The 12,977-nt window shown below is 65.8% G+C and carries 11 protein-coding genes; 9 read left to right on the forward strand and 2 right to left on the reverse strand.

Annotated elements, in window-relative coordinates:
- Window position 1: 1 nt before the first annotated feature.
- Entirely contained in the window at window positions 2-1,012 is a 1,011-nt protein-coding gene (locus tag AC07NT_RS15355) for a D-2-hydroxyacid dehydrogenase (protein WP_498599252.1), read from the forward strand.
- Window positions 1,013-1,015: 3 nt separating this feature from the next.
- Here AC07NT_RS15355 and AC07NT_RS15360 read toward each other — a convergent pair whose 3' ends face one another.
- Complete coding sequence (locus AC07NT_RS15360; RefSeq protein ID WP_498599251.1) at window positions 1,016-1,519, reverse strand: NUDIX hydrolase; 504 nt, start codon at window positions 1,517-1,519, stop codon at window positions 1,016-1,018.
- A gap of 142 nt (window positions 1,520-1,661) precedes the next feature.
- On the opposite strand from AC07NT_RS15360, the gene AC07NT_RS15365 reads away from it, so the two are divergent.
- The 5 genes from AC07NT_RS15365 to AC07NT_RS15385 all read left to right on the forward strand — a co-directional run bounded on the left by AC07NT_RS15365 (window position 1,662) and on the right by AC07NT_RS15385 (window position 9,434).
- The gene (locus AC07NT_RS15365; RefSeq protein WP_498599250.1) at window positions 1,662-3,269 is read left to right on the forward strand and encodes a Re/Si-specific NAD(P)(+) transhydrogenase subunit alpha; all 1,608 of its coding nucleotides are present in this window, start codon (window positions 1,662-1,664) and stop codon (window positions 3,267-3,269) included.
- Window positions 3,270-3,289: 20 nt separating this feature from the next.
- Window positions 3,290-4,702, forward strand: coding sequence for a Re/Si-specific NAD(P)(+) transhydrogenase subunit beta (gene pntB / locus AC07NT_RS15370; RefSeq protein WP_498599249.1), 1,413 nt, complete (start codon window positions 3,290-3,292; stop codon window positions 4,700-4,702).
- A gap of 146 nt (window positions 4,703-4,848) precedes the next feature.
- Window positions 4,849-6,525, forward strand: coding sequence for a long-chain-fatty-acid--CoA ligase (locus tag AC07NT_RS15375; RefSeq protein ID WP_498599248.1), 1,677 nt, complete (start codon window positions 4,849-4,851; stop codon window positions 6,523-6,525).
- Window positions 6,526-6,530: 5 nt separating this feature from the next.
- Window positions 6,531-7,268, forward strand: coding sequence for a 5'-methylthioadenosine/adenosylhomocysteine nucleosidase (locus AC07NT_RS15380; RefSeq protein ID WP_498599247.1), 738 nt, complete (start codon window positions 6,531-6,533; stop codon window positions 7,266-7,268).
- A gap of 63 nt (window positions 7,269-7,331) precedes the next feature.
- Window positions 7,332-9,434 carry an alpha/beta hydrolase domain-containing protein gene (locus tag AC07NT_RS15385; RefSeq protein WP_498599246.1) on the forward strand — a complete coding sequence of 701 codons (2,103 nt, stop codon included), beginning with the start codon at window positions 7,332-7,334 and terminating at the stop codon, window positions 9,432-9,434.
- Between the two features lie 122 nt (window positions 9,435-9,556).
- On the opposite strand, the gene corA is transcribed toward AC07NT_RS15385, so the two are convergent.
- Window positions 9,557-10,543, reverse strand: a complete 987-nt coding sequence (gene corA, locus AC07NT_RS15390) for a magnesium/cobalt transporter CorA (RefSeq protein WP_498599245.1) — start codon at window positions 10,541-10,543, stop codon at window positions 9,557-9,559.
- Between the two features lie 457 nt (window positions 10,544-11,000).
- On the opposite strand from corA, the gene hpf reads away from it, so the two are divergent.
- The 3 genes from hpf to hprK all read left to right on the forward strand — a co-directional run bounded on the left by hpf (window position 11,001) and on the right by hprK (window position 12,957).
- On the forward strand, window positions 11,001-11,330 hold the full coding sequence (gene hpf / locus AC07NT_RS15395; protein ID WP_460489619.1) for a ribosome hibernation-promoting factor, HPF/YfiA family: 330 nt from the start codon (window positions 11,001-11,003) through the stop codon (window positions 11,328-11,330).
- Between the two features lie 192 nt (window positions 11,331-11,522).
- Window positions 11,523-11,990, forward strand: a complete 468-nt coding sequence (locus tag AC07NT_RS15400; protein ID WP_498599244.1) for a PTS sugar transporter subunit IIA — start codon at window positions 11,523-11,525, stop codon at window positions 11,988-11,990.
- A gap of 19 nt (window positions 11,991-12,009) precedes the next feature.
- Window positions 12,010-12,957, forward strand: coding sequence for an HPr(Ser) kinase/phosphatase (gene hprK / locus AC07NT_RS15405; protein ID WP_498599243.1), 948 nt, complete (start codon window positions 12,010-12,012; stop codon window positions 12,955-12,957).
- Window positions 12,958-12,977: the final 20 nt, after the last annotated feature.

The raw sequence follows: 12,977 nt of genomic DNA on the forward strand, positions 1-12,977 counted from the left end.
CATGAGCGCCAGTCTGCTGATCTCACGGCACATCGCCGAGACCTACCAGGAGGTCCTGGCGGACATCCTGGCCCGGGCCCCGCGCCGCTTCGGGCTGCTGCACTACGAGCCGGGGGCGCACTATAGCGCCGAGCAGATCGCCAGCATCGAGGCCACCTTCTACTCGCGCGACATCTGGGAGGGCACCCAGGGCAAACACCGCAGCCCCGAGGCCCAGGCTTACTGGTCCCTGGTGGACGCAGCACCGAATCTGCGCTGGCTGCAGCTGGTGTCGGCCGGGCTGGACCATCCGGCCTACCTGCCTTCGAAACAGCGCGGCATCCGCATCAGCACCGCAGCGGGCACCAACGCCGAGCCCGTGGCCCTGAACGGATTGACCGGTTTGCTGATGCTTTCACGCGGTTTCCCGCACTGGCTGCGCGCGCAGCAGCAGCGGGTGTGGGCGCCCATCCGTGACGCGGACCTGCCCCATGACCTCGGCGGGCAAACCGCGTTGATCGTGGGCACAGGCCATATCGGCACCAGGGTCGCCCGTGGTTTGCAGGCCCTGGGGGTGCGCACCATCGGTCTGCGTCGCCAGGTGCAGTCGGCTCCGTATTTCGATCAGGTGCATGGCCTGGAAGCGATCGACGGCCTGCTGCCGGGCTGCGACTGGCTGGTATTGGCCTGCCCGCTGACCGAGCAGACGCGCCATCTGGTCAATGCGCGTCGCCTGGCCCTGCTGCCGCGCGGCGCGGGGCTGGTGAACATCGCACGGGGCGAGATCGTCGACGAAGCGGCGCTGATCACCGCGCTCAGCAGCGGCCATCTGCTGGGAGCCTACCTGGACGTGTTTGCCAAGGAGCCCTTGCCGCCCGAATCCCCCTTGTGGAGTCTGCCCAATGTCCTGATGACCCCGCACAGCGCTTCGGCGTCCCTGGGGACCCGCCAGCGCGGTGCCGAACTGTTCCTGCGCAATCTGCGTGCTTATCTGCAGGGCGACACGCTGGAAGGCGAAGTGACGGGTCGCTGAGGCTCAGCCCTGCAGCAACTGCACGGTGGCGTCGGTGTAGACCAGGTCCAGTGGATAACGCTGGCCGCGCAGATGATCTTCCATGCAGCGCAACAGCAACGGGCTGCGATGCCGCGCGGCGCTGGCGCGGATCTCGTCGGGGCTCATCCAGAGCGTGCGCACGATGCCGGTGTCCAGCTGGCGACCCGGCACCACGGCGCCCAGTTCGCCGGCGTAGGCAAAACGCAGGTAGGTGATGTCTTCCACGCCGCCGCCCACCGTCTCGGGCAGGGGGCGCTGGAACCGTGACAGATAGATGCCGACCAGATGGGTGGGCGTGAAACGGTGGGTGGTTTCCTCCAGCGCCTCGCGCGCGCAACCCTCGGCGGGCGCTTCCCCCGGATCCAGGTGGCCGGCCGGGTTGTTGAGCTTCAGGCCTTCGGCGGTTTCTTCCTCGACCAGCAGAAAATGACCGTCCCGCTCGATGATGGCGGCCACGGTCACGCTGGGTTTCCAACGGGTGTTCATAGCTGGCGATTATGAATCGGGCGGGAAATAGTTATGGAGCTTATACCTGGGGGGTGTGTAATTCTCGGGTAAGCTAGTCGCGTTTCGGGCCGCTCCGAGGAGCCTGCCCGCGTGACGATTCATAAAACTCCAGGAGATTTTCATGCAAGCAGGCACAGCCAAAGCGGTGCAGCGCATCGGGGTGCCACGGGAAACCTTCCCGGGCGAGAAGCGCGTTGCGACGGTTCCCGAAGTCGTCGAGAAGCTGATCAAGCTTGGTTTCCGGGTGGCGGTCGAGTCCGGTGCCGGGGATGCCGCCAATTTCAGCGACGAGGCCTACCGCGCTGCGGGCGCCGAGGTCATCCAGGGCGCGGCGGCGCTGTGGGCGGCTTCTGACATCGTGTTCAAGGTACGTCCCCCGAGCAAGGAAGAAGTGGCCCTGCTGCGCGAGGGCGGTGCCCTGATCGGCTTCGTCTGGCCGGCCCAGAACCCCGAGCTCATGCAGCAGCTGGCCGCCCGCAAGGCGACGGTGCTGGCCATCGACGCCTTGCCGCGCACGCTCTCCCGCGCCCAGAAGATGGATGCCCTGACCTCCATGGCTGGCGTCAGCGGTTACCGCGCCGTCATCGAGGCGGCCAACGCTTTCGGCCGTTTCTTCAACGGCCAGATCACGGCTGCAGGCAAGGTGCCCCCGGCCAAGGTTTTCATCGCCGGCGCCGGCGTGGCCGGCCTGGCGGCCATCGGTACCGCGGCCAGCCTGGGCGCCATCGTGCGCGCCAATGACACCCGTGCCGAAGTGGCCGACCAGGTCGTGTCCCTGGGCGGCGAGTTCGTCAAGGTTGATTACGAAGAAGAAGGCTCGGGCGGCGGCGGTTACGCCAAGGTCATGAGCGAAGGTTTCCAGGCGGCGCAGCGTGCGATGTACGCCCAGCAGGCCCGCGAAGTCGACATCATCATCACCACCGCCCTGATTCCGGGCAAGCCGGCGCCCAAGCTCATCACCGCCGACATGGTCAAGACCATGAAGCCGGGCAGCGTGATCGTGGACATGGCCGCCGAGCAGGGCGGCAACTGCGAGCTGACCGAGCCGGGCCAGGCCGTGGTGAAACATGGCGTGACCATCGTGGGCTACACGGACCTGGCTTCGCGCCTGGCCAAGCAGTCCTCGACGCTGTACGCGACCAATCTGTTCCGCCTCAGCGAGGAACTGTGCAAGGCCAAGGACGGTGTCGCCAATGTCAACATGGAAGACGACGCCATCCGCGGCCTGACGGTCATCAAGGACGGCAGCGTCACCTGGCCCGCCCCGCCGCTCAAGCAGGCTGCAGCGCCCGCCCCGAAGCCGGCAGCGGCCCCGGTGGCCGAGAAGAAGTCCGGTCACGGTCACGGCAGCGGCGCACCGCTGCCCGCCAAGACCCTGGCCATCATCTTCGCCGTGGCCGCGCTGGCCTTCTGGTTCATCGGTGCCTACGCGCCGGCGGCCTTCCTGGGCCACTTCACGGTCTTCGTGCTCGCCTGCTTCATCGGCTACATGGTGGTGTGGAACGTGACGCCCGCGCTGCACACGCCGCTGATGAGCGTGACCAACGCGATCTCCAGCATCATCGCCATCGGCGCGCTGGTGCAGATTGCGCCGCCCGAGGCCGGCACTGCCGGTCGCCCGGACGAGCTGATCCGCTGGCTGGCCTTCGCCGGCATCGTGCTGACGGCGGTCAATATGTTCGGCGGCTTCTCCGTGACCCGCCGCATGCTCGCCATGTTCCGCAAATAAAAAAGAGAAGAAAGACGATCATGTCCCAAAGTCTCGCTACGGTGGCCTACCTCGGCGCCGCCATTCTTTTTGTCCTGAGCCTGGGTGGCCTGTCCAACCCGGAAACCTCGCGCCGCGGCAACTTGTTCGGCATGGTCGGCATGGCCCTGGCCGTGCTGGCCACCGTCTTCGGCCCGCGGGTCGGTTCCTCCGGCATCGCCTGGATCATCGTTGCGCTGGTGATCGGTGGCGGCATCGGTCTTTACGCCGCCAAGGTGGTGAAGATGACGCAGATGCCCGAGCTGGTCGCGCTGATGCACAGCCTGGTCGGCCTGGCGGCCTGCCTGGTCGGCTTTGCCAGCTACATCGACACCTCGGTCCAGTACCAAGGTGCTGAAAAGATCATCCATGAGGTGGAGATCTATATCGGCATCCTGATCGGCGCGGTCACCTTCTCGGGCTCGCTGATCGCTTTCGGCAAGCTCAACGGCAAGATCGGCGGCAAGCCCCTGCTGCTGCCCGCACGCCACTGGCTCAATCTGGTCGGCCTGCTGGTCGTGATCTGGTTCGGACGCGAATTCATCCACGCGCCCACTGCGGCCGAGGGCATGACGCCGCTGATCGTGATGACGGTCATTGCCCTGCTGTTCGGCGTGCACATGGTGATGGCCATCGGCGGCGCCGACATGCCGGTGGTGGTGTCCATGCTCAACAGCTACTCGGGCTGGGCCGCCGCGGCCACCGGCTTCATGCTGTCCAACGACCTGCTGATCGTGACCGGCGCGCTGGTGGGTTCCTCCGGCGCCATCCTGTCCTACATCATGTGCAACGCGATGAACCGCAACTTCATCAGCGTCATCGCCGGCGGCTTCGGCTCCGGTGCGGGCACCCCGGCCAAGTCGGGCGCCGCCGCCGAGCCGCAAGGTGAAGTCGTGCCAGTGACCGCGGCCGACACCGCCGAGCTGCTGCGCGACGCCAAGAGCGTGATCATTGTTCCGGGTTACGGCATGGCGGTGGCCCAGGCCCAGCACACGGTGAACGAGATCACCAAGACCCTGCGTGACAAGGGTGTCAAGGTGCGCTTCGGCATCCACCCGGTGGCGGGCCGCATGCCGGGCCACATGAACGTGCTGCTGGCCGAGGCCAAGGTGCCCTACGACATCGTGATGGAGATGGACGAGATCAACGAGGACTTCCCGGACACCGACGTGGCCATGGTCATCGGTGCCAACGACATCGTGAACCCGGCCGCCCAGGACGATCCGACCAGCCCCATCGCCGGCATGCCGGTGCTGGAGGTCTGGAAGGCCAAGACCTCCATCGTCATGAAGCGCTCCATGGCCTCGGGTTATGCCGGCGTGGATAACCCGCTGTTCTACAAGGAAAACAACCGCATGCTCTTTGGTGACGCCAAGAAAATGCTGGACGAGGTGCTGGTCGCCCTGAAGGCCTGAAAACTGTTGACGTTTCCCCGGGGGTGTCGGTGGATTCTGGCGAGGCATAATCCCGCCACAGGAAAAAAGCACGACCGTGCTGGAAATTCCAGCACGGTCTTTTTTTGTTCCGCTAAAGTCAGAACCGAAAACACAGGAGACAAGACATGAGCGACCGCATCTGGCTCAAGAGCTACCCCGAAGGCGTGCCCGCCGATCTGCCGCCTTCACCCTACACCTCGTTGGTGGCCTTGATGGAAGAGAGCTTCCGCCAGTACGCCGACCGCACCGCCTACAGCTTCATGGGCAAGGATGTGAGCTTCGGCGAGACCGACCGCCTGAGCCGCGCCTTTGCCGCCTACCTGCAGGGCCTGGGCCTGGCCCAGGGTGACCGCGTGGCCATCATGATGCCCAATGTGCCGCAGTACCCGGCGGCCGTGGCCGCCATCCTGCGCGCCGGTTATGTGGTGGTCAACGTCAACCCTCTGTACACGGCGCGCGAGCTGGAGCACCAGCTCAAGGATTCGGGTTCCAAGGCCATCGTCATCATCGAGAACTTCGCCCACACGCTGGAGAAGTGCATTGCCAACACGCCCGTCAAGCATGTGGTGCTCTGCGCCATGGGCGACCGCCTGGGCCTGCTCAAGGGCGCGCTGGTCAACCTCGTGGTGCGCAAGGTCAAGAAGCTGGTGCCGGCCTTCAGCCTGCCGGGCGCCGTGCGCTTCAATGACGCGGTGGCCAAGGGTGAGCGCGGCACGCTGCGCCAGCCCGCCATCAAACCCGATGACGTGGCCGTGCTGCAGTACACCGGTGGCACCACGGGCGTCTCCAAAGGTGCGGTGCTGTTGCACCGCAACGTCATCTCCAACGTGCTGCAGTCGGAGATCTGGAACAGCCCGGCCATGAAGAAGGTGCCGGCCGGCGAGCAGCCTACGGGCGTGTGCGCGCTGCCGCTGTACCACATCTTTGCTTTCACGGTGGGCATGATGCTGTCCATGCGCACGGGCGGCAAGCTCATCCTGATCCCGAACCCGCGTGACCTGCCAGGCGTGCTCAAGGAGCTGTCCAAGCACACCTTCCACAGCTTCCCGGCGGTCAACACCCTGTTCAATGGCCTGGCCAACCACCCCGATTTCAACAAGGTCGACTGGAGCCACCTCAAGGTGTCGGTCGGCGGCGGCATGGCCGTGCAGGGCGCGGTGGCGCAGAAGTGGTTCGAGAAGACCGGTTGCCCGATCTGCGAAGGCTACGGTCTGTCCGAGACCAGCCCCTCGGCCAGCTGCAACCCGGTGACGGCCACCGAGTACACCGGCACCATCGGCGTGCCGCTGCCCAGCACGTGGATGAAGATCATCGACGACGATGGTCGTGATGTGCCGCAAGGCCAGCCGGGCGAGATCTGCATCAAAGGCCCGCAGGTCATGGCCGGCTACTGGCAGCGTCCCGACGAGACCGCCAAGGTCATGACGGCCGACGGCTGGTTCAAGAGCGGTGACGTCGGCATCATGGACGAGCGCGGTTTCTTCCGCATCGTGGACCGCAAGAAGGACATGATCCTGGTCAGCGGCTTCAACGTCTATCCCAACGAGATCGAGGACGTGGTGGCCAAGCTCGCCGGCGTGCTGGAGTGCGCCTGTGTGGGCGTGGCCGACGAGAAAACCAGCGAGGCCGTCAAGCTCGTGATCGTCAAGAAGGATCCCGCACTGACCGAAGAGACGGTGCGTGCCTACTGCAAGGAAAACCTGACCGGCTACAAGCAGCCCAAGGTGATCGAGTTCCGTACCGACTTGCCCAAGACCCCCGTGGGCAAGATCCTGCGCCGCGAATTGCGCGACAACAAGTAAGGCCCATGGCCGTGCGTCCTGACACCACGGCCATCCTCAGTGCGCTGGCCGAGGAGCAGCAGGGCCTGCTGGACCTGCTGCAGCGGCCGCAACGCACAGCGCGCGCCGGGCGCGAGTTCTGGTCGGGTGAGCTGCACGGCCAGCCCGTGGTACTGGCCCTCTCGCGCATCGGCAAGGTGGCCGCGGCCACCACGGCCACCACCCTCATTGAGGCCTTCGGCGTACAGCGCCTGGTGTTCACCGGTGTGGCCGGCGGCATCGGTCCCGGCGTGCAGGTGGGCGATGTGGTGGTGGCTCAGGAGTTTGTGCAGCACGACATGGACGCCTCGCCGCTGTTCCCGCGTTACGAGATTCCTCTTTACGGCCGCGAGCGTTTCGCCTGCGACGCCGTCCTGAGCGAGGCCCTGCTGGCGGCGACTCGCAGCGGTTTGCACGGTCTGGCCCTGCCGGCCACGGTGCACCACGGACTGATTGCCAGCGGCGACCGCTTTGTTTCTGCCGCCGACGAGGCCCGCCGGCTGCACGCCGCGCTCAACGAGGCAGGCCATGCCCCGCTGGCCGTGGAGATGGAAGGCGCTGCCGTGGCCCAGGTCTGCCACGACTACGGCATCCCCTTTGCGGCGGTGCGGACCATCTCCGACCGTGCCGACGACACGGCCCACGTGGACTTCCCCAGGTTTGTGAGCGAAGTCGCCAGCCGCTACGCACGGGCCATCGTTGGCGAGCTGCTGCGGCGCATCTGAGCTCCGCGCCGGACCCGGCGCAACCCGTATCCGGGTACGATCCGAAAAAAGAGGAGACATACCATGACCATGGACTGGAAAGCCATCTCGGCAGCGCTGGTTTTTCTGGCGGGCGTCTGTGTTCCGGCGGCGCAGGCGCGCGTGACACGCATCGTCATCGACGAGCGGCGGCCGATGGCCGCCCAGGACTCAGGCGGCGTTGCCTACGAGCAGATCGCCGGCCGTGCCTACGGCGAGCTCGACCCGGCAGTGGCGGCCAATGCCATCATCAACGACATCGCGCTGGCCAAGGACCCCGACGGCAAGGTGCGCTACGTCGCCACCTTCGTGCTGACCAAGCCGCTGGAGCCGGCACGCGCCAGCGGTCTGCTGTGGCATGAGGTACCCAACCGCGGCGTGCGCCGGCCCAATGTGATCGCCGAGCGCAGCAACGGCGACATCGACCTGACCAGCGCCTGGCAGGGCGACAACGCGGGTGCCACGGCAGTGCGGGCCGCGGCGGCTGTCGACCAGCCGCACTGGCTGAAACTGCCCTTGGCGCGCGGAGCCGACGGTGCGCCCCTCACGGGCGAGGTGTTCGGTCGCATCGTCAACCGCAGCGGTCCGGGCTCTCAGCCTTTGATCGTGCAGACGAACCCGGTGCCCTACAAGCCCGTCAGCCTGGACACGCGGCAATCGCGCCTGGTGTCTCGGGTGGCCGAATCGACACGAGGCGAGGTGATAGGCGAGACGCCGATCCCGTCCACCGACTGGGCCTGGGCCCGCTGTGATGCCAGCAACCCATTTCCCGGCACACCCGATCCGACGCAGATCTGTCTGAAGAGCGGCTTCGACGCCACCAAGCTCTACCAGGTGGTGTACCGCTCTGCCGAGCCCTACGTCCTGGGCATCGGTTTTGCCGCATGGCGCGATCTGGGCGTGTTCTTCAAGACCGCGGCTGCCGATGATGGAGGCACACCTAACCCGATCGCCGGCATGGTGACGCACAGCATCGGTCGCGGGGTGTCGCAGTCGGGCAATTTTTTGCGCGGCTGGCTGCACCTGGGTTTCAACCAGGACGAAACCGGCCGGCAGGTGCACGACGGGCTCTGGCCCATCATTGCCGGCCGTCGTATCGCCCTGAATTTCCGCTGGGCCCAGCCGGACGGTGTGCTGGAGCTCTACCAGGCAGGCAGTGAAGGGCCCCAGTGGTGGTTGCCGCATCCCGATCCGGTGCGTGGCGGCGCCGCGGCGGGGCTGCTGGACCGTTGCACGGCCACCCGCAGCTGCCCCAAGATCGTCGAACACTTCGGCTCGGCCGAGGTGTGGGCGCTCAAGCTCACGCCGGAGTGGGTGGGGACCGACGGCAAGGCCGACCTGCCCTTGCCGTCCAACGTGCGTCGTTACTACATTGCCAGTTCCAACCATGGGGGAGGAGCGGGCGGTTTTGACACCAGTCTGCCCGGCGTGGGCCTGCCCACGAGTGGCGCCACCTGCCCGGGCAACAACTATGGTGTGGGCACGCTGCCCGCCAACCCCGTGCCGCACACCGAGACGGTGAATGCGCTGCGCGTGCATTTCCGCAACTGGGTCATGCGCGGTATCGAGCCCCCGGCCAGCCGCTGGCCCAGGCTCGCCGAGGGGACACTGGCGCCAGCGCACAAGCAGGCCATCGGCTTTCCTACCCTGCCGCAGCTGCGCCCCACGCTGCCCGAACCCGACTTCATCATGCCCGTGCTCGACTACGACTGGGGCCCCGGTTTTAATGCGGCGGATGGCTCGGGTGTCGCAAGTCACGCGCCGCCGCCGATCCGGCAGGTCCTGTCCATGTTCGCCCCCAAGGTCGACGCGGACGGCAACGAGCTGGGCGGCGTGCCGGTGGTGCTGCTGGGCGCACCTCTGGGAACCTACCTGGGCTGGAACATCACGGCCGGCGGGGCGCGGCCGTTTCATCAAGGCCAGATCTGCAACTACGTGGGCGGCATGATCCCGTTCGCGCGCACGGCCGCCGAACGCCAGGCCACGGGCGATCCGCGCCTCTCGCTGGAGGAGCGTTATGGCAACCACGAGGGTTATGTGGCCGCCGTGCGCCGCGCCGCCGATCGCGCGATGGCCACCGGCTTCCTGCTCAAGGAGGATGCCGAGCGCCTGGTGCGCAGCGCGGACGCGAGCCAGGTCCTGCGCTGAACCCCAAGCACAAGCGTTACGTCGTAAGGTTTTGATCCAGCGAACGCCGTGGAACCGGCTTGGCCGGGCCGCTGGCGTTGTCCCCTTGAGGGGAAGGCGGCGACAGCCGACTCAGGGGTGCTTCACTTCAACCAGCCGCGGCGCCGGAAATACCACATGGGCACCAGCGCACTGGCCACCATCAGCGCCAGTGCGTAGGGGTAGCCCCAGGTCTGCGCAAGCTCGGGCATGAACTGGAAGTTCATGCCGTAGATGCTGGCGATCAGCGTGGGCGGCAGCAGGGCGACGCTGGCCACCGAGAAGATCTTGATGATCTTGTTCTGGTTGATGTTGATGAAACCGACGGTCGCATCCATCAGGAAGTTGATCTTGTCGAAGAGGAAGGCGGTGTGCGAGTCCAGCGAGTCGATATCGCGCAGGATCTGGCGCGCCTCCTCGAACTGCTCGGAGTTCAGCATCTTGCTGCGCAACAGGAAGCTCACCGCGCGGCGTGTGTCCATGACATTGCGGCGGATGCGGCCGTTCAGGTCTTCCTGGCGGGCAATGGCGCCCAGCACTTCGCCGGCCAGGGCGTCGGTCACGTCGCCCGAGAGCACCAGCTTGCCGGCTTTCTCCAGTTCGTCGTAGATGCCTTCGAGCGTGTCGGCCGAATACTCTGCGTCGGCGTCGAAGAGCTTGAGCAGCACGTCCTTGGCATCCTCGATCAGGCCCGGAGCTCGCCGCGCGCGCATGCGCAGCAGGCGGAACACGGGCACGTCCTCGTCGTGGATGGAGAACAGCACGCCGCGGCTGCGCAGGCCGGTGTTGTGCTGGTTCAGGATGAAGGCCACGCGCACGGTGCGAGGCTCGGCGTCGTCGGCGATCAGGAAGTCGCTGCGGATGTGCAGCTCGCCGTTGTCCTCTTCATAGAAGCGGGCGGATTCCTCGATGTCCTCGTCCATCGCGTCTTCCGGGATGGACAGGCCGTAGTACTGCTTGACCCAGCGCTTCTCTTCGAGCGTGGGGGATTCGAGGTCGACCCAGATCGGCTGGAATCTGGAGAGCTCCTCCAGCGACTCGATCTCTTCCTGGAAGAGCCGGCCGTTGGCGAGCGTGAAGATGTTGAGCATGGCTCACTCCCTTGAGGGGTTGGCATCGGGCAGGTAGGGGTGGGGCTGGCTTCCAACCCCCGATGCATGAAGGGAGTCGAAAGCTACCGACTAGGGCAGGTTTCCAAGGAGCGTTCTCCAGAGTGACGACAGGCGCAATTATGGCACTGAGCGGGGGCGGGAGGCGGGGATTTACAGCGCGTTTGCAAGGCCTGGGGGCTGTTCGCGCAGGGGCGAAAAAAGCGCTGGAATCCCCGCATTCTGCACCGGCAATTTCGGGCTGGCAAGCCCCCGCGCGACAAGCGGAAATCAAGGGGTCTTGAGCGTGAAAAAACTTGCGCGGCGTCAAGGAAAAGGGATTGCATTTCGAACGGGCCGGGCGCATAGTGAATTTGCCTGCAGCAGCGAAGTCCGAAGTCGTCGTCGGGCTTGCTGGTACGGGCGGACGTTCCAATCCGAGAGCAATAGGAGGCTACTCATGAACCTGACGATCAGCGGTCATCACCTCGAAGTCACCCCGGCCCTGCGTACCTATGTCACGACCAAGCTTGATCGGATCACACGGCACTTTGACCAGCTCGTTGATATCAAGGTGCTATTGACAGTTGAAAAACAGAAGGAAAAGGAACGACGACAACGCGCTGAATGCAACATCCACGTCAAGGGCAGTGACCTGTTCGCGGAAAGCTCCCACCAGGACCTTTACGCTGCCGTGGATGAACTGGTCGACAAGCTCGACCGGCAGGTGGTGCGCCACAAGGATCGTCTCCAGGAGCATCACCACGAGGCGCCCAAGCGCCTGATGTGAGCGGCCGGGAGGTCGCAGGGGCCAGGCGCGAGGCAGGCCGGCCCCACCCAGAGCAAGCCGCGGCAGCCCCGCGGCTTTTTTGCGACTTGGTGATGGGGGCTGTGACAAAGTAGTCGTTTCGGGGCGCCCGCTGGCGTCAGCGGGGCGTATAGGCGGGACGTTTTGTGTGCATAATCTGCCCACTCGAACATCATGAATCGTCTTGCGTCCATCCTGCCGACCGCACAAGTGCTTGTGCATGTCGATGCCACGAGTAAAAAACGTGCTTTCGAGGAAGTGGGCCTGCTGTTCGAGAACCTGCACGGTCTCAACCGCGCCCTGGTGACTGACAGCCTGTTTGCGCGCGAGCGCCTGGGCTCCACCGGCCTGGGCCACGCGGTGGCCATCCCCCACGGACGCATCAAGGGCCTGAAAGCGCCCATGGCCGCCGTGCTGCAACTGGCCCAGCCCATCGGTTTCGACGCGCCAGACGAACTGCCGGTGAGTCTGCTGATCTTTCTGCTGGTGCCCGAGGCCGCGACCCAGAAGCACCTGGAAATCCTGTCCGAGATCGCCGAGCTACTGAGCGACGCCGCCCTGCGCGCCAAGCTCAACAGCAGTGCCAGCGCTGCCGAACTGCACGGCCTGATCGCCAGTTGGCGTTCGGCCCAGCCGGCCTGAGCCCGGCCGTCCGCCCGACATGAGACCCACCGTCGTCAGCGCTGAAGTCCTTTTCGAGGAGTTCCGCGCCAAGCTCAAATGGGAGTGGGTCGCAGGCCTGGGGGCTTCGGAACGCCGCTTCGACGAGGTGGCCGTGCGCGCCGCCAACTCCGGCGCCGACCTGGTGGGCCACCTGAACTACATCCATCCTTACCGCCTGCAGGTTCTGGGCGAGCGCGAAGTGGCCTACCTCACCAATGCCACGCCGGAAGACTGCGAGCGCCGCATCTCGCGCATCACCACGCTGGAGCCGCCGGTGCTGGTGCTGGCCGATAACCAGCAGGTGCCGCCAGCGTTGCTGGCCATGTGCGAGGGTGCCAATATCCCGATGTTCTCGTCGCCCGAGTCCTCGGCCTATGTCATCGACGTGCTGCGCAGCTACCTCTCGCGCCACTTTGCAGACCGTGCCTCCATGCACGGCGTGCTCATGGACATCCTGGGCCTGGGCGTGCTGATCACCGGCGAATCGGGCCTGGGCAAGAGCGAGTTGGGGCTGGAGCTGATTTCGCGCGGCCATGGTCTCGTGGCCGACGACGCGGTGGACCTCTACCGCGTGAACCAGGACACCATCGAAGGGCGCTGCCCGGAGCTGCTGCGCAACCTGCTGGAGGTGCGCGGCATCGGTCTGCTCGACATCCGGGCGATCTTTGGCGAGACGGCCGTGCGCCGCAAGATGCGCCTCAAGCTCATCGTGCACCTGGTGCGCCGCGAGACGCTGGAGCGCGACTACGAGCGCATTCCCTATGAGCCGCTCACGCAGGATGTGCTGGGCATACCGGTGCGCAAGGCGGTGATCCAGGTGGTGGCCGGTCGCAACCTGGCCGTGCTGGTGGAGGCCGCGGTGCGCAACACCATTCTGCAGCTGCGCGGCATCGACACCTACCAGGAATTCGTGGAGCGCCACCGCAAGGCGATGGGCGAGAGCTGAGGCGGGCCTGCGCAGCCCGG

Source organism: Hylemonella sp. GW821-FHT10B10, from assembly GCF_059415585.1.

What these genes read in the sequence shown, in the direction of transcription:
- corA (WP_498599245.1), bottom strand. Translation starts at nt 10,543, where the DNA reads ATGCTCAACATCTTCACGCTCGCCAACGGCCGGCTCTTCCAGGAAGAG.
- hprK (WP_498599243.1), top strand. Translation starts at nt 12,010, where the DNA reads ATGAGACCCACCGTCGTCAGCGCTGAAGTCCTTTTCGAGGAGTTCCGC.
- AC07NT_RS15375 (WP_498599248.1), top strand. Translation starts at nt 4,849, where the DNA reads ATGAGCGACCGCATCTGGCTCAAGAGCTACCCCGAAGGCGTGCCCGCC.
- AC07NT_RS15385 (WP_498599246.1), top strand. Translation starts at nt 7,332, where the DNA reads ATGACCATGGACTGGAAAGCCATCTCGGCAGCGCTGGTTTTTCTGGCG.
- AC07NT_RS15365 (WP_498599250.1), top strand. Translation starts at nt 1,662, where the DNA reads ATGCAAGCAGGCACAGCCAAAGCGGTGCAGCGCATCGGGGTGCCACGG.
- AC07NT_RS15360 (WP_498599251.1), bottom strand. Translation starts at nt 1,519, where the DNA reads ATGAACACCCGTTGGAAACCCAGCGTGACCGTGGCCGCCATCATCGAG.
- AC07NT_RS15380 (WP_498599247.1), top strand. Translation starts at nt 6,531, where the DNA reads ATGGCCGTGCGTCCTGACACCACGGCCATCCTCAGTGCGCTGGCCGAG.
- hpf (WP_460489619.1), top strand. Translation starts at nt 11,001, where the DNA reads ATGAACCTGACGATCAGCGGTCATCACCTCGAAGTCACCCCGGCCCTG.
- pntB (WP_498599249.1), top strand. Translation starts at nt 3,290, where the DNA reads ATGTCCCAAAGTCTCGCTACGGTGGCCTACCTCGGCGCCGCCATTCTT.
- AC07NT_RS15355 (WP_498599252.1), top strand. Translation starts at nt 2, where the DNA reads ATGAGCGCCAGTCTGCTGATCTCACGGCACATCGCCGAGACCTACCAG.
- AC07NT_RS15400 (WP_498599244.1), top strand. Translation starts at nt 11,523, where the DNA reads ATGAATCGTCTTGCGTCCATCCTGCCGACCGCACAAGTGCTTGTGCAT.